This window comes from Pedobacter westerhofensis (assembly GCF_900182595.1).
GTDB lineage: Bacteria > Bacteroidota > Bacteroidia > Sphingobacteriales > Sphingobacteriaceae > Pedobacter > Pedobacter westerhofensis.
On the sequence record NZ_FXTN01000001.1, the window covers coordinates 535,481 to 556,477 of the forward strand.

The window sequence follows — 20,997 nt, forward strand, 5'->3', positions numbered from 1 at the left end:
CATCTTTAATCATACCAACTATGGCCAGCTTTAAGCAATTTGCTTTTAAAAAAATTGGAATTATTGCACTTGCAAATGAGACTGCGCTGCCACAGGCAGCGGCAGAACTGAGTACTTTTGTGAAGATCGTACTGGTAAACGCAGGGGCCACAGTTGTTATTGATTTCCACGAGTACCTGCTGGAGAGCGATGCCCTCTTTTTTATCAGCCCCGGACAAGTGGTTACCTTTGATAAAAAGAGTACCGGAACGATGCTGTATTATAATCGCGATTTTTACTGCGTAGAAATACATGATAAAGAAGTTGCCTGTGACGGCTTGCTTTTTCATAACGTGTATGCAATCCCTGTAGTTTACCTGGATAAAAAACAGTCGGCAGATTTCAGGGGTATTTTTGAAGAGCTCAGCACTGAGTTTGAAGAAAATGACTCCACAGTGGAAGAAATGCTTAGGATTTTGCTGAAGAAAATCATTATTCTGGGCACCCGCATCTGGAAGAAATCAAATATTATAAACGACGACGAGATTGGGCAGGAAGCAGAATTCTCCCGAAAGTTTAGTCAAATGGTTGAATGGTTTTATATGCAGCACCATACTGTTGCTGCCTATGCAGAATTGCTGAAGATTACTCCTAAAGTACTGAACAAGCGAATTGTACGTATGCACAGTTCAGGGCCAAATGAAATTATCAAGAGCCGTATTATCCTGGAAGCTAAACGCTTGCTGGCCCATACCGAACTTAGTGTAAAAGAAATCGGTTACAAATTAGGTTATACTGACCCTTCATATTTTATCAGGTTGTTTACCCAGCAGACAAAAGAATCCCCCCAAACGTTTCGCCTTGCATACCGTAAACAAGGCGAAATGATCTAAGGGCTTTCCGCGGAGAAGAAATTATCATTTTATATCAACTTCTGCACATCGTTTATGAATTTGATGTCTTTGCGGCTATAGCGGAAACAGCATACGTTTGATCACAGAGCTCCTTGTTGACCATTGCCCCGGCAAAATTGCCGGTGTATACAGAATTTGCTACTGCACGCATCATCCCGCAATTATCACCACAGGCATAAATCCCTTTTACTGTGGTACTTTGAAAGTTATCTATCGATATATATCCCTGTTCTGTAAGCTCGCAACCCAGGGATTGCGGAAGATCTGAATGCTGTATAAACGGCACCGCCGCATACAATGCATCATAATTGATGCTGCTTCCATCATCAAAAATCAGGGTGCTGAGCTGCCCGTTTTCATGTTGTATTTCAGATATCACAGTTTCTACAATTTGGATGTTGTGTGTTTTGAATTTTTCAAGATCGTTTGCTGTAAAATCCCCTTTTCCCATTGTAAAGACCGTGAGATCTTTAGTCAGGTTATAAACCAGCGAAGCCAGGTGTACCGCTCTGGCCCCATTTGCCAGGATTCCTGTTTTTTGGCCTTTAAGCTCATATCCATGACAATATGGACAATGAACCACAGAGATTCCCCAGCATTCTGCAAAACCTTTAATATTGGGCATCAAATCTTTAATTCCCGTTGCAAAAATCAGTTTTTTGGTTTGGAAAGTCTCCCCTTCCACGGTAGTTACCGTAAATCCATCCCCGGTTTTAGTGGCTGCTGACGCGGTACCAGTTAAAAACCGGACAGTACTATATTTTAATACTTCTGCTTTAGCTTTAGCCGCTATCACCGCCGGCTGCTCTCCATCCTGGGTGAGAAAATTATGCGAATGCGGCGTTTGGCGGTTACAGGGCAATCCGCTGTCAATGATGAGAGCGTTACGCAGGGAACGGCCTAATGCCATCGCTGCCGACAAACCTGCGTAGCTGCCGCCGATGATGATTACTTCGAAATTTTTTGATGCTGTCATTGTAAAATATTTAAACACGGATGAACCAATGGAAGATGTTTCAAAGATACAATACAGGATTTCTAATGCAACATTGTAGCATGTAAATACTTAATTTTTTAAATTTCGTGACAAACAAACCTTATCTTCCGTACCCAACCGGATTGATATGTTGAAAAAATTTAATCTGAAAATCGGTGTTCCATTTGCCTTACTTTGTTCAGCATTTGCAATTCTTTTGTCTTTTATACGAATTAAATCCGGGCATACAGAGCAATTCTTCTTATTGTCCTATTATTATTTTACCTTTTCCCTGCTGAGCTGGCGATGTCACTGCTGAGCATGGGAACCTGTCAGAAAGTAGATGCTGAACACGTGATCCATCTGGATAAACCAGCAGTATTTATCAGCATTATCAACAACTTCTTTTTAAACAAATAATACGATTGCAATATACTACCAAGTGAATGCCTAAAGGTATATTGCAATTAAATCCGAAACTCATGCATAAATATAAAGTGGCTGCGCCGCTTGTTCTCCCGTTCATGTTGCTGGCTATCATCTTCACGGGCTGCAAGACTGTGATTAGCCCCATGGTGAAAAATTATACGGATCCTTACCATAAGAAAGTTAGGCAGGCGGGATTTATAGAGAAGTCTGTTAAGATTGGCGGCACAGACCTGCATTATACCGAAGGACCAGACAACGGACCGGCATTGGTACTGTTGCATGCCCAACTGATGGACTGGTTTGATTACAGCAGGGTATTGCCTAAGCTATCGAAGTCGTATCATATCTTCGTGCCGGACTATAACGGCCATGGCAAAACCACTGCCCCTGCCAATACGATGAGTGCAAACGCCATCGGTAAAACCTTGGCAACATTCATGGAAAAAGAAATCCGGCAACCAGCTTTTGTTTCTGGTAATTCGTCCGGCGGACTGCTTACAGTCTGGCTGGCAGCCAACAGGCCGGACCTGGTAAGGGCAATACTCCTTGAAGACCCTCCATTGTTTTCTTCTGAATACCCGAGAGTGAAACAGACCATAGCTTACAAATCCTTCCAGTCCTGCCATACGTACGTAGAATCAAACAGCAAAGCCGATTTTCTAACCTACTGGATTGAGTCCAGCACTACATTCATAGAGAAGTACGCAGGAAAAAAAGCCGCACCAAGACTCTTGTCAATGGTAAAAACCTACAGGGAGGGCAACCCCGGAAAACCAGTAGAATTGCGTTTCCTGCCGGTGATGCTGCGGATGTTTTTTAGAGGAATGAGCAGTTTTGATCCGCATTTTGGAGATGCATTTTATACCGGTGAATGGAATAAAGGATTTGACCATGCTGAAACGTTGAAAAGAATCAAATGCCCTGCGCTGTTGTTGCAGGCTAATTTCGAAATCCGTCCCGACGGTATCCTTGATGGAGCTATGAACAAAAATGATGCAGACCGGGCGATGAAGCTTTTACCGGATGCTAAATACCATAAAATTGATGCGATGCATGTTGTCCATCTGGATAAACCTGATGAGTTCATCAGGATCATGAACAGCTTTTTTTTAAATAACATATACAGGGCTCCCAACAAATCAGGAGCCTTGTATTATTTTTAAACAGTAGTAATATCAAATGGCAGCTTCCTGATGCGCTTACCTGTCAGGTCAAAAATCGCATTAGTCAGTGCTGGTGCAAATGCAGGCAAACCAGGTTCGCCCATACCTCCGGCATTCTCATCATTTTCCATAATATGGATATCCATCTGGGGTATATCAGTAATGCGCGGCATTTTGTAGTCATAGAAATTCCGCTGCTCAACCATTCCATCTTTAAAGGTAATCTCATGGATAGTTGCCGCACCAATCGCCATCACTATACTGCCCTCAACCTGCGCTTTGATAATATCCGGATTAACGTACCAGCCGCAGTCTACCACTACCCATACTTTGTCGATGTGTATACCACCTGTACTTTTTTTAGAAACTTTAACAATATGTCCAACGGTACTGGCAAAACATTCCGTGATGGCTACACCGTATCCATCATTCTTTTTCCTGCTTTTCCATCCGGAAACCTCTTCCATCTTATCCAGCAGGCGCTGGCTTCTCTCATCCTTCAGGTATTGTCTTCTCAGATCCATCGGATCTTTCGACGCTTTATGGGCAAGTTCGTCAAGGAAGCTCTCGTAGGCAAAACCATTGGTAGAAGCATACACCGAACGCCAGAAACTGGTTGGGATCGGTGTTTTGAAAGGAATATCAGAAAAGCTAATGTTTTTGATACTTTGGTAATAAGGTTTTAAAAATCCCTCTGAGGTACTGCGATTAGCCTTACCATTGTCGCCGCCCCGCCAGTGATCATTGTTCTGGCCGGCCATACGGAACTTCAGTGCAGTGATTCCGCCGTTTTCTACAGCACCTTCGCATCGGTACGAGATACCGGGACGGTAAGGCCCCTGCGTAGCGTCATCCTCCCGCGTCCAAACCACTTGTACCGGCGCTCCTATTTCTTTAGAAACCATTACTGCTTCATAGGGATAATCCGGCATAGCTTTACGTCCGAAGCCTCCGCCCAGGAATGTCATGTTAACAATTACATTTTCCCGCGCCATGCCCAGCTTCTTGCTCACATAGTCCTGTATCCAGTTGGGTGCCTGTACCGGCCCCCAGATCTCCACCTTATCAACCTGGTAATGGGCGATGCAGTTTACAGGTTCCATACAGCTATGGGACTGGTAAGGAGTTTCATAAACCACGTCCAGCTTGTCTTTTGCCTGTGCGATAATTCCTGTAGGATCGCCCTGGGTAGTCAGCGTTAAGCCTTCGCTGGTTTTGAGCAGCTCACGCTGGCGGCTGTAAATCTCCGGTGTACTCAGGTGTTCAAAGCCAGTATCATCCCATTCTACCTTCAATGCTTTTTTGCCCTGCATGGCTGCCCAGGTAGAGGTTGCTACCACGGCCACCCCCTCGCGGTCTGTATCCCATACGCCCATCACCACTTTAAATACGCGGGTAACACCCGGAACCTTCAAAGCGGCAGTAGCATCAAAACTTTTAACTTTACCACGCAGCCGCGGATTGCGTTCAACGGTTGCAAACTGCAGGCCAGGTATCCGCTTGTCTATTCCAAAGATGGCTTCACCATTGGTTTTCAGCGGCGAATCACGACGGTGGTTGCCCTTACCGATCACTTTATATTCTGAGCGTGCTTTAAGCTTCACATCTTTTGGAGCGGTTAGCTTAGCGGCATCCTCAACCAGTTCTCCGTAGTGCAGTTTTTTACCGCTGGGCTTGTGGATTACATTTCCTGTTTCTGCATAACATTCCGTATTGGGCACTTTCCAGCGTGCTGCGGCTGCCATGATCAACACCTCACGTGCGGTTGCGCTCAGCTTCAGGAGATTCTTATAACTCCCCCTGATCGTAGAGCTGCCACCGGTGAGCTGGCTGCCATATTTTTTTTCGTCACCTTGTGTAAGCTGTATATCTATGCCATAGAGGTCTACTTCCAGTTCTTCGGCGATAATCTGCGCGATAGAGTGGTAAACCCCCTGGCCCATTTCTGCGCGGTGACAGATGAGCGTTACCTTGCCGTTGGTATTGATGATGATCCATGCGGCCAGGGCGATGCCTGCATTTGCAAGCCTGGCCTCATCTTCAGTTAAAACTCTTGGCTCTGCATCCGCAGACATATATATTCCCAGGCACAATGCCGTGCCTGCTATACCTGCAATCCTGAGGAAACCTCTGCGGGACAGGTTTTCAACTTCTTCTGATACTGACATAATCTATTCTTTAAGAAATTATTTTTTCGGCGCGTAAGCACCGGTACTGAGCCAGGTTAACCAGGCTTTTTTAAATGCCGCGTGGCTCATAGGTGGTAAGGTGCGCCCTTCACCAGGGGTCCATCCGGCAAGTACCAGACCGTCATCAGCATGCTCAACTAATTTTTGCATGTCCTTATGACCGTTCCGTTTTGGATCTATCAGCTGTTGCGCCAGTTGACGGGGTGTTTTGCCCTGAAAAACCATTTTCATATCAGCAGGTGGCAAATGCCAGTTGGGGTTTCCCGGAGGAGTGTGTACGCCTGGTGTATTTGTGGGCTGATGGCAGTTGGCGCATTTCATTGCCAGAACGCCCTTTCCCTCCAGGCCTCTTTTCGGGAACATGGTATGTAAATGGCTGTCATCGCCCTGCAAAGGAATATCTCCCGATGGGTGGCAGTTCATACAACGCGGGCTCATCAATACTTTATAAACGGCAGCAAAAGCTTTCACAGATGCTACAGAGTCTTTTTTGATGATGAATGGTGCAGGATGTTCTTTTTTAAGTTCAGCCTTATGGTTCATCCCAAAAGCCATCAATGCAACAAGATACATCATAACGCCCATCACAATCAGCGATTTTGAGGGTCTAAAGTTTTTTAGGGGCCTGATTATTCTGTTCATGTGGTGCCCCCTTCCTTCTTTTGCAGTTCTGCGGCTAAATGTATAGCCTTGCGGATACGCAGATAGGTGCCGCAGCGGCAGAGGTTTCCTGCCATGGCATCATCAATATCCTGGTCAGTGGGTTCAGGTTTCTCGCGGAGCAGGACTGCTGCAGACATGATCTGTCCGGAGTGGCAGTATCCACATTGCGGGACATTCTCCTCATTCCAGGCCAGCTGCGCAGGATGGTTGTTATCGGCAGACAATCCTTCAATAGTTACTACATTTTGTCCGGCAGCGCGGCTCAGTTTGGTTACGCAGGATCGCACTGCTTCTCCGTTAAGGTGAACGGTACAGGCGCCACACTGTGCAACACCGCAGCCAAATTTGGTTCCGGTTAGGCCGATGAGATCTCTGATTGCCCATAAGAGCGGCATATCAGGGTCCGCATCCAGCTGATAGGATTTACGGTTAACATTGAGGTTAATCATAGAAATGTGGTTAGTTGGATGGAATTAACAGCTGATGAGGACCTGTGCCGGATCCTCATCAGTAACTAAAATAACAAATCGATCAGAGCATTCAAAGAACGCGCGCCGATATCAGTAATAATGGTAGAAAAAACCGTGAAATATATCCGCGATCTTGCTTTGTCGTTTATCTGTTTACCATTTTCTGTCCCGACTCATTGTAGCGATGTCCCTGAACTTCGATTTTTGAGACAGCAGTGTTGATTTTATACAAATCAGCCTCACTGAGCGTAAGCTCTGCCGCGCCGGTGTTTTCCTGTAAACGGTGTATTTTTGTTGTTCCCGGAATTGGGACAATCCATGGTTTTTGCGCCAGGAGCCAGGCTAATGCCACCTGTGCAGGAGTTGCTTCTTTATCATTTGCCATATCCTGAAGCAGTTGGACCAATATCTGATTTGCATCACGGTTTTCCTCTGAGAACCTGGGAACACTGTTACGATAGTCAGACTGGTCAAAAGTGGTTTTGCTATCGATCTTTCCGGTAAGGAAACCCTTACCCAGGGGACTAAATGGCACGAAACCTATTCCCAGTTCCTCCAGGGTAGGCAGAATTTCCTGTTCAGGCTCTCTCCACCACAGAGAATATTCACTTTGCAATGCGGTAACAGGTTGCACGGCATGTGCCTTTCTGATGGATTGTGCACCAGCCTCGGACATTCCAAAGTGTTTCACTTTACCTTCCCAGATTAATTCCTTAACCGCTCCGGCAACATCTTCCATTGGCACATTGGGATCCACCCTGTGCTGGTAAAGCAGGTCGATACGGTCAGTTCTGAGACGTTTAAGTGCAGCGTGTACCACATCTCTTATTACTTCAGGGCGGCTATCTGTACCCAGAGCGGTTTTCCCGTCTTTAAAGCCAAACTTTGTAGCGATGACTACCTCATTACGGAAGGGCTGTAAAGCTTCTCCCAGCAGTTCTTCATTTGTATAGGGACCGTAAGCCTCCGCGGTATCAAAAAAAGTGATACCACTTTCAAAGGCGGTGCGGATCAGCTGAATCGCATCCTGTTTTTCCGTTGCGGGCCCATAGCCAAAACTCAGGCCCATACAACCTAAACCTAATGTTGATACTTCCAGTCCGCTATTTCCTAGTGTTCTCTTTTTCATCTTGTTATTTTTTTTTGTTAGTATTTGAGATTTCAACGGCCTTCAATCTGCCTTTCGCAGCCACAGGTAATCAAGCTTGCATGAGCAGAACAAGCCCACCTGAGCAGAACCAATCTGACAATAGCAGAACCAGGTTAAGCTAAGCAGAACAAAGCCGACATCAGCAAAAACATGCTGAGCTAAGCACAACAAAGAGTAGCTAAGTGCAACAAAGCCGACAGCAGCATAACCAGGCTTGAATGAATTAATCAGAGAATGATCTTGCTCATGAATTCAGCATTTCAATTAATCCAAGCGCTGTGTTCTACATCTTCCGTATAATATTATTTTTTACGCTATCCTAATATATTGCGATGTGAAACAAAAGTCTGTCCTTTTATTGAATGGAATACGATACAGATTACGGTTGTTTATACCATTTTTACTGATCTGATGATGCTTACCAGCAACCGGTTAATAAAAAAGGTACATTTGGATTGAACTTAAATTTTGGTTATGGAAGACATCCGGCGTTTTGACACCATCAGTGAATACAATGCATTTAATAACAATGAAACAAGGCATCCGCTAATCAGTGTAGTGGATCTTTCGAAGGCCGATCCGCGACAGGGTTCAAAAATGTATTTTGGCTTCTACATTGTATTTTTAAAAGATGTTAAATGTGGCGACCTGGTGTATGGCCGCGATACATACGACTATCAGGAAGGGACATTGGTATTTATCGGGCCGGGTCAGGTTGCAGGTGTGAACAGCAATGGTGAAACCTATAAACCAAAAGGTTATGCACTGGCATTCCATCCAGATCTTATCCATGGGACTACCCTCGCGAAACGGATGCAGGAGTTTAGCTTTTTTGGCTATCATTCTAACGAAGCATTGCACTTATCTGAACGTGAAAGAAACCTAGTGCTGGATTGTTTTTCTAAAATGGAATATGAACTGGATCGTAATATTGATAAACACAGCAAAAAATTGATCGTAGCTAACATAGAGTTGTTTTTGGATTACAGCATACGTTTTTACGACCGGCAGTTCATTACACGTGATCATGTTTATCAGGGCGTGATGGAGAAATTCGAGAATCTGCTGCATGAATATCTGGCTTCTGATAAACCCCAAACCATCGGATTACCTGCAGTTGGCTGGTGTGCAGAGCAACTGAACCTGTCTGCAAACTATTTCGGCGATCTTGTAAAAAAGGAAACAGGCAAAACGGCACAGGAATACATTCAAACCAAAATCATCGACATGGCTAAGGAGAAGATCTTTGATGCAGGCAAGACGATTAATCAGATTGCCTATGAACTTGGTTTTAAATACCCGCAGCACTTTGCCCGATTGTTTAAAAAACGCGTGGGGCATACGCCTCTTGAGTACCGCTCGATGAACTGAGAAATACAAAACGGCTGGTTGTACAGCCATTTTGTAAGGTAACGGAAGGGCATGTTTAAACTGAATACGTTTGCCCGCCATCAACACGTATGATTGAACCGGTAATATGATCAGCATACGAACTCATCAGATAAGCAACCGCGGCTGCCACTTCTTCTGGCTTGCCAAACCTTGCCTGGTCGTTCTTCAGGAACAGTTCAGCGGCATTTTTTTCGATCTCATCCCATTCATTACCCCAGTTATTTTGTTCGGCCATTCCAAGAATAAGATTTTTAACTGAGTCGACCAGGATGGCTCCTGGAGCTACAGTATTGGAAGTAATCCCTGAGCCTTTCAGATCCCTGGCCAGGGAAACTGTCAGGTTATGTCTTGCCGCCATTGCAGCATTATAATCCGGCTGGATAGAGGTTGGCTGGATAGCTGTGATCCCGCCAATCTGAACAACCCTTCCCCAACCCAGACCGCGCATTTGCGGCAATAAGCGCTGCGCCATTCTTATTCCGGAAACTACGTTCGTATTGTAAACTTCCAGCCATTGCGCTGGCGTTACATCCATCCAGGGTTGCCCGCGATAAACTCCCGCGTTGTTCACCAGGATATCTATTTGTCCGTACTCCAGTGCAGCCTTTACAACACGATCTGCTGCTTCGTCAGTGGTCAGGTCACCAATTGCATAACCAGCCTTTCCGCCCGACTGGTTAATTGTAGCTGCAACAGCTTTTGTCCGCTCTTCATCACGGCCATGTATAATCACTTCAATACCTTCCGCTGCTAACATCACCGCGATTGCTTTTCCCAGGCCCGAGCTCGATCCTGTAACTAATGCTCTTTTTCCTTTAACTTTTAAGTCCATGTTTTCTGATGTTTATTGATCTTTTTTTGATTCCAATTGAAAGCCGGAAGTTCTGTTGATACGATGCTTCTTTACAAATCACATTGTTGTAGAATGACCGAAATATGTTTTCCTTACCAGCTGTTTTTAAATGTTAAAACTTACTTTTGAATGGTCAAATGTATCTGACTTAAAAGGCCCCGACAAGAACGTACGCGCGAATTCGTGACGAACCTGTGGGTTTGTAATATTGAAAATCAACAGGTTATGATTAGAAAAGAAATCAAAAAGGACTTTGACATGGCAGAGTGCAGCGTCCGCAACATACTTGACAGATTTGGAGACAAGTGGTCGCTTATGGTGATAGATCTCTTACGCGAGGGAAAACTGCGGTATAGCGAATTAGACAATAAAATAGAAAGCATCTCACAAAAGATGCTCACAGTCACATTGAAGAGCCTGGAGACGGACGGCCTTATCAGCAGAAAAGTGTATCCTCAGATTCCGCCCAGAGTGGAATATACGCTGACGGAACTCGGTCAAACCCTGCTGCCAGCCATTGATATGCTTAAAAAATGGGCAGCAGATAGTATGCCGGCTATTTTAGCAGCCAGAAGCAAAATGGCGACCCCATCAGCGCCTTAGTCACTTTCCTGTAATTTCAGCTATAACTAAGCATCCTGTCACTATCTGCCTGTAATTAATAACCTGACATTACCTGCCCGTAATTTTATGCCGGTGTTCGGTGCCCCAGTCTGCAAGCACCTGGATAATCGGTTCCATGGTATGACCATAGGGCGTGAGCTCGTATGATACAGTAATCGGCTTTGTCGCATTTACCGTGCGTGTGATCACTCCATTCACTTCCAGCTCCTGCAAATCCTTGGACAGCATCTTTGATCCCAGTCCGTCAATCTGCCGCTGCAGATCGGTAAAGTTCTTTTTGCCATAAAGCAACACACTAATTACCTTAATCTTCCACTTACCGCTGATCAGATCAAGTGCATCCTGAATCGCAAAAAGTATTTTGGAACAGTCCTCCTGCTCCGATATCATCGATTTATATTTTTCCATTTCCATGCTGGTTAATCAGGGAAGCCACTATACTTAAGGAAACCCATATCAAAAGTAAAGTTAGGTTATTATACCTTTGAACCAACAAAAAACTAAAAAATATAATGGAAACTAATTTAAAAGATAAAGTAGCAGTAGTAACAGGAGCATCAAAAGGTATAGGTGCAGGAATTGCCAAAGGACTGGGGAAAGCAGGAGCTACGGTCATCGTGAATTACGCTTCGAGTGAGAGTGATGCTGAACAGGTGGTCAGCGAAATACAACTGCAGGGAGGCAAAGCTTTTGCCATTAAAGCAGACATGAGCAAGTCGGCAGAGGTTAAGCTGATGTTCGACAAAATAAAATCAGACTTTGGTACTGTAGATATACTGGTAAATAATGCAGGCGGCGCAGTTTTTGAAATGATCGACGATTTAACCGAAGACGCATTTCATAAACAATTTAACCTGAATGTTCTGGGATACCTGCTGGCCACACAACAGGCTGTGAAACATATGGGAGAGCAGGGCGGAAGTATAATCAATATCAGTTCCATCCTCAGTACTGATCCCTACCTGGCATCCAGTGTATATGCGGCAACCAAAGGTGCGGTTGATACCATGACACTGGCTCTTGCAAGGGAGCTTGGCCCCCGCAATATCAGGGTAAATTCTATTCTTCCCGGACATACCAATACACCGGCCACAGCAGGAAATTTTGAAGGCGAGCTTGGTGAAAAAATTCTCGCCGGCACACCGCTGGGGCGCTTTGGCGAACCTGAAGATATTGCGCCGCTGGCCGTATTCCTGGCTTCGGATAATGCACATTGGATCACTGGTGAATCGGTGCGGGCCGCGGGCGGCGTTAGGGGCGTTGGGTATTAAGCTATGCCGAAAACACTTATTCACAGAAAGACAGCTTTAGCAATTATACTGACAGTACAGCTGATGCTGGCGATGGATTTTCTGATCGTTGTGGTATCATTGAAAAATATTCAGACAGACCTGGGCTTTACGGCCTCAGGCTTGTCCTGGATACCTAATGCTTTTGGTTTGGCATTTGGCGGACTGCTACTTTTAGGGGGGCGACTGGGCGATATGATCGGACAGGTAAAAGCCTTTCAGACAGGACTGGCTATTTTTGTAATTGCTTCACTTACCGGTGGGCTTGCCGGATCGCCCGAAGTATTAATTATTGCCCGTATTCTTCAGGGGGCAGGCTCGGCATTGGCAGCTCCAAGCGTGCTGGCACTAATCTCGATATTGGCAAGAAACGAGGATGAAAAAAACCGTGGCCTGTCACTCTTCATCGCAGTATCTTCTGTTGGAGCATCGGTAGGCCTGATATTAGGAGGAGCGCTCACGGCATTTATCTCCTGGCGCTGGTCCCTGCTGATCAATGTTCCGGTTGGAGCTATTGCCTTTGCTGCAATTCGTTTTATTGTGCCCGAAACAATTAAGACAAAGGGAAAGGTAGATTTCTTTGGGGCATTTACGGGAGCGTTTGGCTCTGCTGCCCTTGTTTTTGGTTTCATCAGTGCCGGAGAAAATGGCTGGAGCTCTCCTGTTACAATAGTCAGTTTTTGCAGCGCTGCTGTTCTCTTTATACTTTTTGTATGGGTAGAATCGAGGATAGCAGAGCCTTTGCTTAAACTTAGTATTTTGAAGCCGAAACCGCGGCGTGGCGGACTTGCAGTGATGGCAGTGATCGTGGGCATGCACTTTGCAGCACTATTTCTGATCCTGCAATATTTTCAGCAGGTTTTGGGCTATAACCCTTTGCTTGCAGGATGTGCGTATCTCCCGCTTACGATGACTGTCTTTATCCTGTCTAATTTTGTTCCCGCTCTGTTAAAGAGGTATGGTGTCCGTACATTACTGATCACCGGAAGTATCCTGGTTGCAGTCAGTTTAGTTGGATTCTCCAGACTGACGGGCAGCAGCACTTACCTTGGTGATGTACTTTTGCCATTGCTGCTGCACAGCGCAGGCATTGCACTGGTCTTCATACCGGGCAGTATTGTGATTCTGGAGAACGTTGCAGACCAGGATGCCGGTATTGCATCCGGGGTATTGCAGATCAGCCAGCAGATCGGCGGCGCCGTCGGAATTGCAGCTATCATATCGGTCTATACAGCAAATGCGCATGCACAGGATTTTTCCTCAGGCTTGCAGGCCGCATTCTTAATTGCAGCCGGTATAGCATTGATGGCTGCTGTAATTGCGATGTTCAGCATTCCCGGCAAAATAACGAAAACCTGAATTACCTTGCCAGCGCTACTATGGTTAGATTACACAAAACCAATTAAGCTGAGTGCTGTTTATCATAAATGAAGAACGAACGTCCGTATGTAATCTGTCTGATGATGACCTCAGTTGATGGCAAAATCTTAACAGATAAATGGGGCAGTGATCCCAAAGTAAAAGCCCTGGCAGAAAATTTCGAAAAAGCGCATGAAGAACTGGGTGTTAAAGCCTGGCTGGTAGGCCGCACAACAATGGAAAAAGATTTTACAGACTTTGCAGCGCCAATATTGAAGAAAGGGCACCAGGAAGTACCTCGTACGGATTTTGTTGCTGAGCATACAGCTGAGTCTTTCGCAATAGCGATTGACGGACAGGCAAAGCTGGGCTGGGAAGAACCCACCATGCAGGGCGACCACGTGATTACGATATTGACAACAGCAGTACCGGATGCTTATCTTGCACACTTACAGGATATTGGTGTTTCGTACATTTTTGCTGGCGAAAAAAAGATCAATCTGAAGACCGCTCTCGAAAAGCTGACCAGCCTGTTCGGCATCAAAAAATTAATGCTTGAAGGCGGTGCGCATATCAATGGCAGTTTCCTCAATGAGCAATTGATTGACGAGCTTCATCAGTTGCTTTTGCCGCTTGCCGACGGAACCAAAGAAACCTCTACCCTCTTTGAAATTGAGCAAAGCGAAAAAAGAAATGGCGCAACAGTGTTAAAGCTTCACGACGTAAAACGTATGGAAGATGATGTGCTCTGGTTAACTTATAAATTTGACTATTAATGCAGGATTAGTTTTTTCCCAGTATCACCGTGTACGACGCTTTTTTACTGCCCGGATTCCTGATAAAAACAGCTTTTAAACTGTCACGTGTATAAATAGTAAATACCGAGAGACTGTCTTTTCCATTGATAGATTCCTTAAAACCTTTGCTCCCGGCGCTTTTGATCATCCTGGTGTAAGCGCCGGAATCTTTGGTGGTATAACTGATCATGCTCACCTGATCGTCAATGGTGTAAAAATCGTTTTTCAGGGAATCTTTATTAGTGTAAATAATCCCGGAATCATCCTCCATATCCTGATTTTCAGCCCATTTGTAGCCCAGACTGTTAAGTGTTGAATCAATATTTGCCGGTGCCCCATTCATTTTCAGCTGCACAAGCTTTGCAAAAAGATCAGTTTCTTTCTGATCTTTTGGGCTACATCCGGACAAGCAGAATATAAGAAGAAAAGCGAAAATGCAGGAGTACTTCATTGTTTGACAAAATATTCTTCAAACATAACTAAAAACCAATAATCAGGACTCAAATATTAAAGCAGATTTTGTCTCAGCAAAAACTGGAGCTGCTTGTTCACGATCAGTAAGGACTCTATCAGTTCCTTATTCTCTTTTCTCAGTGAGTAGATCTCAAATGCCTTTTCTATGTTAATGCGCAGGTTATCATCACCCCAGGGTTTCTGTATGTATTTATAAACCTCTCCCCTGTTGATCGCATCTACTACAGCAGTAATATCCTCATAACCGGTGAGCAATATCCGTATAGGATCTGGATAATCAGGAATAACAGACTCCAGAAACTCAATTCCTGTCATGCCCGGCATGCGCTGGTCGCACAGGATCACATGGATGCTCTCCTGCTCCAGAACCTTTCTTCCCTCAATTGCAGACTCAGCCGTGAAGATGTTGAACCTCAATCTAAAGCTCGCTTTAAAAGCGTTAAGATTATGCACCTCGTCATCAACATAAAGAACATTAACTGGATTATCGGCACTCATGAGATTTGATTAGATTTTTGCTAATATATTGCTTTTATAAGTTCAAAAAAATTAATTTCGGATAAAACCAGGAGGAGTAGACCCTTTCGTTTATTTAAAAAATTTAATACCAGGCATTTAATGTAATTAATCGCTTACGATATATCACATATGCAATTAAACACCTTTATTTGAACATTTATTTATCAAAATATAATATAAGAATTAATCAGGTAGTAGATTTTATAGTATATTTAGAACTGATAAAACCTAATTTTGGGCAGATTATAACGCACTGATAATCACAATAAAAAATTTGCTTTTAACCTAATAATAGCACTAACTTTAATTCATAAATCATTAGATGAGCTCATTTATACTAAGCAATAGGATCCAAAAATTAACAATGTTATCATTTATTCAAAGCCTGTAAAATGGAGGAGGGTTTAAATAAAGAAAATCCAGAGGTAAGGCTTAGAGCGTTCAGAGCAATTGATGACCCTGAAACCTGTGCCCTGTTTGTGGAAGGCCATACTCATGTGCTCACCAGCATAGGTGTTACCAAAGTTACTTCTTCAAAAAATGGATGGACAACCAATCCGGCAGCTTTTGTAATTGTTGTTGAGTCGCTGGACGGCACAAAAGTATACGGAGGCGCAAGGGTTCATGTTGCGGGAGGATCAGAGCCGCTGCCGATAGAATCTGCCACCGGTGCCATGGACCATGGCATATATGACCTGGTTTGGAAACATGCCCAGTTTGGTACAGGTGAACTCTGCGGGTTGTGGAACTCGCGTGAGATTGCAGGATATGGTATTGGGTCAATCTTCCTGATCCGTGCCGCGGCAGCTATATCCTTTCAGATTGGCATCCAGTCTCTTTTTGCACTCTGTGCACCCTATACTATTCCGCCCGGACTGGCCGTAGGAATGGAAATAGAAAGAAGCATCGGTAACGAAGGCACATTCTATTATCCAAAGCTTGACCTGGTAGCGACTACCATGATCCTGAAAGATGTCCCGGTGCTGAGCAAGGCCTATGAAGAAGATAAGGCTGCAATCATGAAAATCCGCGAGAATTTAAACATCACACGCCTTGAAATACTGCGGAGAAAGGAAATCACTATTCATTATGAGATCCAGATCCCTAACCTGGACCAGTGGGACCTTGAACAGGTGATCTCACAGGCCCATAAAACATTTTTAAAGACTAAAATTAATGAGAATGAAATAGACATTCTTTAAAGCCGTAACCCGTTTTTTGTTTGCCCATACCCCCCTGTTAAAAATTCATCATTCAGCCATGCTAAAAGAAACTATTCTTAAATATACTCCCGAAAATAAACTCGGTTACAGCCCTTACTTTTTTAGAATTCATGATGCTGCCGAAAAGCAGGCCCTTGAACAGCTGTTGTCTGAAGGAAACGTTTTATTTGTTCATGACGAGATTTACAGTCAGCTGCAGGAGCTGGTAAAATGTCTGAGCCCATCTGTAAGGATAAAAGCGGAGGAATATGAAGCGCGGATCACCGCTCACCTGAATGGCCGGAGCCTGGAGGAGTATGGTGTTTGGGTGTATTATCCATGGAGCCGCAGACTGGTCCATTTGCTGGATGAGGATGAATTTGTGATGGTACGTACAAACCGTAACCAGTTTAAAATTACCAGGGAAGAGCAAAATCTGTTAAAAGAAAAAAAAATAGGTATCGTAGGCCTCTCTGTGGGCCAGTCCATCGCCCTTACGATGGCTATGGAACGTACCTGCGGAGAATTGAGGCTGGCGGATTTTGATGTGGCCGAACTGAGCAACCTTAACCGCCTGCGCACAGGGCTGCATAATATGGGTACAAATAAAACAATTATTGCCGCGAGGGAAATCCTTGAAATTGACCCTTTTATTAAAATTAAGCTTTTTCATGACGGGCTCAATAAGTCAAACATGGACCAGTTTTTCACAGAAGATGGCAAACTGGACCTGTTTATTGAAGTTTGTGATGGTATTGATATAAAAATAGAAAGCCGCTATAAAGCACGTGAGCTTAATATCCCGGTAGTAATGGATACGAACGACCGCGGGATGCTGGACGTAGAAAGATTTGACCTTGAACCCGGCCGGCCGATACTGCACGGCCTGGCAGACGGACTTGATCCGGGCAATATCAAAGACCTGTCTAACGAGGAAAAGATACCATACATTCTTAAAATGGTAGGTGCAGAAACGATCTCTACCAGGCTGAAAGCCTCCATGATGGAAGTTGAACAATCCATCAATACCTGGCCGCAGCTGGCCTCTTCAGTAGTGCTCGGCGGCGCGCTCACCACCGATGTATGCAGGCGGATTTTACTGGACCAGTTCCACGAATCAGGAAGGTACTATGTTGATATGGATGAACTGGTTAAAGACCAGGAACCAGAGACGGGCGACCAGTTCCCGGAATCTTACATTGCCCCTCCTGAACTTACAGCCGCAGAAATGCTGCAGCTTACGGAAGCTATTGAAGCACAGCCCGAAACAATGATACTGCCCGCTGAAGTCATATCTGAGATCGTGAATGCAGGAATGCTTGCGCCTTCAGGCGGTAATGCGCAGCCCTGGAAATTTGTTTACAGCGCTAAAGGCCTGTTTATATTTCATGATGCACATTTTTCTCATTCCCTGCTGGATTTTAACCACCTTGGCTCCTATGTTGCCATCGGGGCAGCGGTTGAAAATATCACCATCAAAGCAGCGGCACTGGGCCTGAGCATCTCAAATACCTTTTTCCCGCTGAAGGACAACCGTACCCTGGCTGCCCATATCAGGTTTGCCGCCACAGAAAAACCGGACCTTAAAAAGATCCTTGAACCGGGACTGGGCATGCGCGTAACCAACAGGGAGCTTGCCGCAAGGGAAGCCCTGCCTCAAACATTTTATGATCAGGTACAATCTGCTGTTGCAGCTTATCCCGGTGCCGGTTTAACCGTGATTGAGGACGATAACATGATGAAAAAACTGGGAGAATTGCTTGCAAAAGCAGAAATGCTGAGAATAATTCATCCAAGGGGACATTATGATACCTTTACCAACGAACTGAGGTGGACGGCCGAAGAAACCAATGAAAAAAGAGACGGGCTTGATGTATATACCCTGGGCGCAAGCAACTCTGAACTTGCTGCGCTGAAGATTGCCAGTGATACAAAGGCAATCACATTTTTACGACAGCTCAAAGGTGGCAATGCCTTTACCAGATCAGTAAATAAATCGGTATCATTTTCATCAGCACTGGGTATTGTTACGATGCCCGGCTATTCAGAAATGGACTTTCTGCGGGGCGGAAGCGTGGTAGAGCGCATCTGGCTTGAAGCAAATCTGGCAGGAGTATCCTTCCAGCCGATTTCGCAACTGGTTTTTATGCTGGCAAGATTAGAACATGGCGAGGCCGCAGAGGGTGACGAATTTTATAATGAACAGGTGCGCGCGCTGGGCGAACAATTGGATGAGCTGCTGCCAGAGCTGCGTCAAAAACAGCCCGTTTTCATCTTCAGGTTATCCAAAGCAGGAGAACCGAAAATGAGATCGCTGAGGAGATCGCTTCAATCCTCGTTTATCTATCACGTTTAATTTATAATATTTAGCACAGCTACATGGCCCGCATGCACAAAAATACCGCTTGTAAAACGTTTCTTATATCATTGTTCCTGTTGGTGCTTACCGCAGGTTTGCAGGCACAGGTGATTTATAATGGAAGTAAAGGTATTCAGACGATAGGAAATAAGATTGATTACTTTGTTGACTCAACCGGGACACAGGATATCCAGAGCATACAGCGCCAGCGTCAGTTCCTCCGGTCGGCGGCCAATGTGCCCGACTTTGGAATGATCAAAGTGCCTGTATGGTTAAAGATATCCGTGTACAATGTAAGCTCCACACAAGACCTGATGCTTGAGTTTGATCAGTCGCTGCTACAGGAAATACAGTTTTATTACAAGGAAAACGGACAGTGGAAAGTAAACCAGAGCGGCGAGCTATACCCTTTTCATTCGAGGGAGAACAATTACCACAAGTTTATTTACAGCCTCAAAATAAATTATGATTCCACGGCCACATACTATGCCCGGATCAAATCTACCCACGAGATGCAGATGCCCATTTTCCTGGGAGACAGGGCGCATATGGTGGACAGTAACCTTACCAAAAATATCTTCTTCGGAATCTTCTTCGGGATTATCCTGGTAATGTTCTTCTATAATCTCTTTGTTTATTTTTCTGTAAAAGACCCTATATACCTGTACTATGTACTGTATATTTTTATTGTAGGTGTGGCACAGGCTACCATTGAAGGGTACTCCTTCCACTACTTATGGCCGGACAACAGCTTTATGGCCACCCGGTCGTTCTTTTTGCTGACGGCCCTTGTGAACATCAGCGGGGTAGAATTTACGCGCAAGTTCCTGCAGACCTCCAAATTTGTGCCACGGCTGGACAAGATATCCTACGCTTTATATGCTGTATATGCGATCGTTATTGCACTGACAATCAGAGGAGACCTCTACACCTCCTATCAGATACTTCAGTTCTTTGCCGGTATCGTATCTCTCTACATGCTTACGATCGCCGTATCCATCGCACGCACCGGGTACAGGCCTGCCAAGTTCTTCCTGATTGCCTGGATGCCCCTGATCCTGGGTATCATCATCTGGATACTAAAGGATTACAATGTATTCTCCTATAATGTATTTACCAATTACAGCATCACGATCGGATCTGCAATGGAAGTTATTCTCCTCTCCTTTGCACTGGCCGACAGGATCAACATCTTTAAAGCAGAGAAAGACCGGTATCAGGAAGAAACCCTGAGGGCCCTGCAGGAAAATGAAAGGATCATCCGTGAGCAAAACGTAGTACTCGAATTAAAGGTAAGTGAACGGACTCTTGAACTGAGCGAATCAAACCAGGAATTAGGCAGGACACTCGAAGACCTGAAACAGGCACAGTCGCAATTGGTAGAATCAGAGAAAATGGCCTCCCTTGGTCAGCTCACCGCTGGTATTGCGCATGAAATTAACAATCCGATCAACTTTGTGACGGCGAATATCAAGCCGCTGAAAAGGGATGTGGACATGATGTTTGATGCCTTTACTTTTATTGAAAACATTAGCCTTTCTGAGGCCAGCACTGAGGACAAACAGAAACAGATTGAGGAGTACAAGGAAGAGCTGGATTTTGACTACCTGATCATTGAAATCAATGACCTGCTAAAGGGAATCAGGGAGGGCGCCAGCAGGACTGCAGAGATTGTGAAAGGCCTTAAGATATTCTCCAGACTGGATGAAGACGACCTGAAGGTGGCCAATATCAACGAAGGACTGGACTCTACGCTGATCATCGCAAATAACCTCCTGAACAACAACATAAAGGTGATCAGGGAATATGGCGACATTCCTCATATCGAATGTTATGCGGGTAAATTAAACCAGGTGTTCCTCAATATCATTTCCAATGGAGCCTATGCCGTGCAAAAACAATTTGGGGACCACGCGGGAGGAGAAATTGTGATCAAAACTACCAACGACGATGAATTCATTTACATCAGCATTAAGGACAACGGTACGGGGATGGACGACAAAACGCAGAAAAAGATCTTCGAGCCTTTCTTTACCACAAAAGATGTTGGTGAAGGAACAGGACTGGGAATGTCTATTGCTTACAATACGGTGAAGAAGCACAACGGGAACATACAGCTGCATAGCGCAGCGGGAGAAGGAACAGAATTTATTCTGCAACTGCCGGTGATCCATAAAGTGATTGCGATATAATCAC

Annotated in this window: 19 protein-coding genes; 10 read left to right on the forward strand and 9 right to left on the reverse strand. The window is 44.8% G+C overall.

Going from position 1 to position 20,997, the window contains the following annotated elements:
* Positions 1-20 precede the first annotated feature (20 nt).
* Complete coding sequence (locus FN831_RS02270) at positions 21-872, forward strand: AraC family transcriptional regulator (protein WP_142526559.1); 852 nt, start codon at positions 21-23, stop codon at positions 870-872.
* A 52-nt stretch (positions 873-924) separates the two neighbouring features.
* Here FN831_RS02270 and FN831_RS02275 read toward each other — a convergent pair whose 3' ends face one another.
* Complete coding sequence (locus FN831_RS02275; RefSeq protein ID WP_142526560.1) at positions 925-1,869, reverse strand: NAD(P)/FAD-dependent oxidoreductase; 945 nt, start codon at positions 1,867-1,869, stop codon at positions 925-927.
* A 482-nt stretch (positions 1,870-2,351) separates the two neighbouring features.
* Between FN831_RS02275 and FN831_RS02280 the strand changes: the two genes are divergently transcribed.
* Complete coding sequence (locus tag FN831_RS02280) at positions 2,352-3,461, forward strand: alpha/beta fold hydrolase (protein ID WP_185960353.1); 1,110 nt, start codon at positions 2,352-2,354, stop codon at positions 3,459-3,461.
* Here FN831_RS02280 and FN831_RS02285 read toward each other — a convergent pair.
* From FN831_RS02285 to FN831_RS02300, 4 genes are all read right to left on the reverse strand, one after another.
* Positions 3,458-5,629, reverse strand: coding sequence for a xanthine dehydrogenase family protein molybdopterin-binding subunit (locus FN831_RS02285; protein WP_142526562.1), 2,172 nt, complete (start codon positions 5,627-5,629; stop codon positions 3,458-3,460). The two genes, FN831_RS02280 and FN831_RS02285, sit on opposite strands and share 4 nt — an antisense overlap.
* Before the next feature lie 18 nt (positions 5,630-5,647).
* Positions 5,648-6,292, reverse strand: coding sequence for a hypothetical protein (locus tag FN831_RS02290; protein WP_142526563.1), 645 nt, complete (start codon positions 6,290-6,292; stop codon positions 5,648-5,650).
* A complete protein-coding gene (locus FN831_RS02295; RefSeq protein ID WP_142526564.1) occupies positions 6,289-6,762 on the reverse strand; it encodes a (2Fe-2S)-binding protein in 474 nt (157 codons plus the stop codon). The genes FN831_RS02290 and FN831_RS02295 overlap by 4 nt, the downstream gene beginning before the upstream one ends.
* A gap of 166 nt (positions 6,763-6,928) precedes the next feature.
* On the reverse strand, positions 6,929-7,912 hold the full coding sequence (locus tag FN831_RS02300; RefSeq protein WP_142526565.1) for an aldo/keto reductase: 984 nt from the start codon (positions 7,910-7,912) through the stop codon (positions 6,929-6,931).
* A gap of 495 nt (positions 7,913-8,407) precedes the next feature.
* Here FN831_RS02300 and FN831_RS02305 point away from each other — a divergent pair, with 495 nt between their 5' ends.
* Positions 8,408-9,304, forward strand: a complete 897-nt coding sequence (locus tag FN831_RS02305; RefSeq protein ID WP_142526566.1) for a helix-turn-helix domain-containing protein — start codon at positions 8,408-8,410, stop codon at positions 9,302-9,304.
* A 55-nt stretch (positions 9,305-9,359) separates the two neighbouring features.
* On the opposite strand, the gene FN831_RS02310 is transcribed toward FN831_RS02305, so the two are convergent.
* Positions 9,360-10,157: an SDR family NAD(P)-dependent oxidoreductase gene (locus FN831_RS02310; protein WP_142526567.1), complete on the reverse strand. Its 798-nt coding sequence runs from the start codon at positions 10,155-10,157 to the stop codon at positions 9,360-9,362.
* Positions 10,158-10,403: 246 nt separating this feature from the next.
* On the opposite strand from FN831_RS02310, the gene FN831_RS02315 reads away from it, so the two are divergent.
* Positions 10,404-10,781 (forward strand): winged helix-turn-helix transcriptional regulator, encoded by a 378-nt coding sequence (locus FN831_RS02315; protein ID WP_142526568.1) that lies wholly within the window; start codon positions 10,404-10,406, stop codon positions 10,779-10,781.
* Positions 10,782-10,850: 69 nt separating this feature from the next.
* On the opposite strand, the gene FN831_RS02320 is transcribed toward FN831_RS02315, so the two are convergent.
* On the reverse strand, positions 10,851-11,210 hold the full coding sequence (locus FN831_RS02320) for a winged helix-turn-helix transcriptional regulator (protein WP_142526569.1): 360 nt from the start codon (positions 11,208-11,210) through the stop codon (positions 10,851-10,853).
* 104 nt (positions 11,211-11,314) lie between these two features.
* Between FN831_RS02320 and FN831_RS02325 the strand changes: the two genes are divergently transcribed.
* The 3 genes from FN831_RS02325 to FN831_RS02335 all read left to right on the forward strand — a co-directional run bounded on the left by FN831_RS02325 (position 11,315) and on the right by FN831_RS02335 (position 14,226).
* Entirely contained in the window at positions 11,315-12,073 is a 759-nt protein-coding gene (locus FN831_RS02325; RefSeq protein WP_142526570.1) for an SDR family NAD(P)-dependent oxidoreductase, read from the forward strand.
* Between the two features lie 3 nt (positions 12,074-12,076).
* Positions 12,077-13,450, forward strand: a complete 1,374-nt coding sequence (locus FN831_RS02330) for an MFS transporter (RefSeq protein WP_142526571.1) — start codon at positions 12,077-12,079, stop codon at positions 13,448-13,450.
* 68 nt (positions 13,451-13,518) lie between these two features.
* Entirely contained in the window at positions 13,519-14,226 is a 708-nt protein-coding gene (locus FN831_RS02335; protein ID WP_142526572.1) for a dihydrofolate reductase family protein, read from the forward strand.
* 7 nt (positions 14,227-14,233) lie between these two features.
* On the opposite strand, the gene FN831_RS02340 is transcribed toward FN831_RS02335, so the two are convergent.
* Together FN831_RS02340 and FN831_RS02345 are read right to left on the reverse strand one after the other, a co-directional pair.
* The gene (locus FN831_RS02340) at positions 14,234-14,698 is read right to left on the reverse strand and encodes a hypothetical protein (protein ID WP_142526573.1); all 465 of its coding nucleotides are present in this window, start codon (positions 14,696-14,698) and stop codon (positions 14,234-14,236) included.
* Positions 14,699-14,754: 56 nt separating this feature from the next.
* On the reverse strand, positions 14,755-15,219 hold the full coding sequence (locus FN831_RS02345) for a response regulator (protein WP_142526574.1): 465 nt from the start codon (positions 15,217-15,219) through the stop codon (positions 14,755-14,757).
* A gap of 413 nt (positions 15,220-15,632) precedes the next feature.
* Between FN831_RS02345 and FN831_RS02350 the strand changes: the two genes are divergently transcribed.
* The 3 genes from FN831_RS02350 to FN831_RS02360 are packed head-to-tail and all read left to right on the forward strand — an operon-like array spanning position 15,633 to position 20,993.
* Complete coding sequence (locus FN831_RS02350) at positions 15,633-16,442, forward strand: hypothetical protein (RefSeq protein WP_142526575.1); 810 nt, start codon at positions 15,633-15,635, stop codon at positions 16,440-16,442.
* A gap of 58 nt (positions 16,443-16,500) precedes the next feature.
* Positions 16,501-18,798, forward strand: a complete 2,298-nt coding sequence (locus tag FN831_RS02355) for an Rv1355c family protein (RefSeq protein ID WP_142526576.1) — start codon at positions 16,501-16,503, stop codon at positions 18,796-18,798.
* Between the two features lie 32 nt (positions 18,799-18,830).
* A complete protein-coding gene (locus FN831_RS02360) occupies positions 18,831-20,993 on the forward strand; it encodes a sensor histidine kinase (RefSeq protein WP_185960354.1) in 2,163 nt (720 codons plus the stop codon).
* Positions 20,994-20,997: the final 4 nt, after the last annotated feature.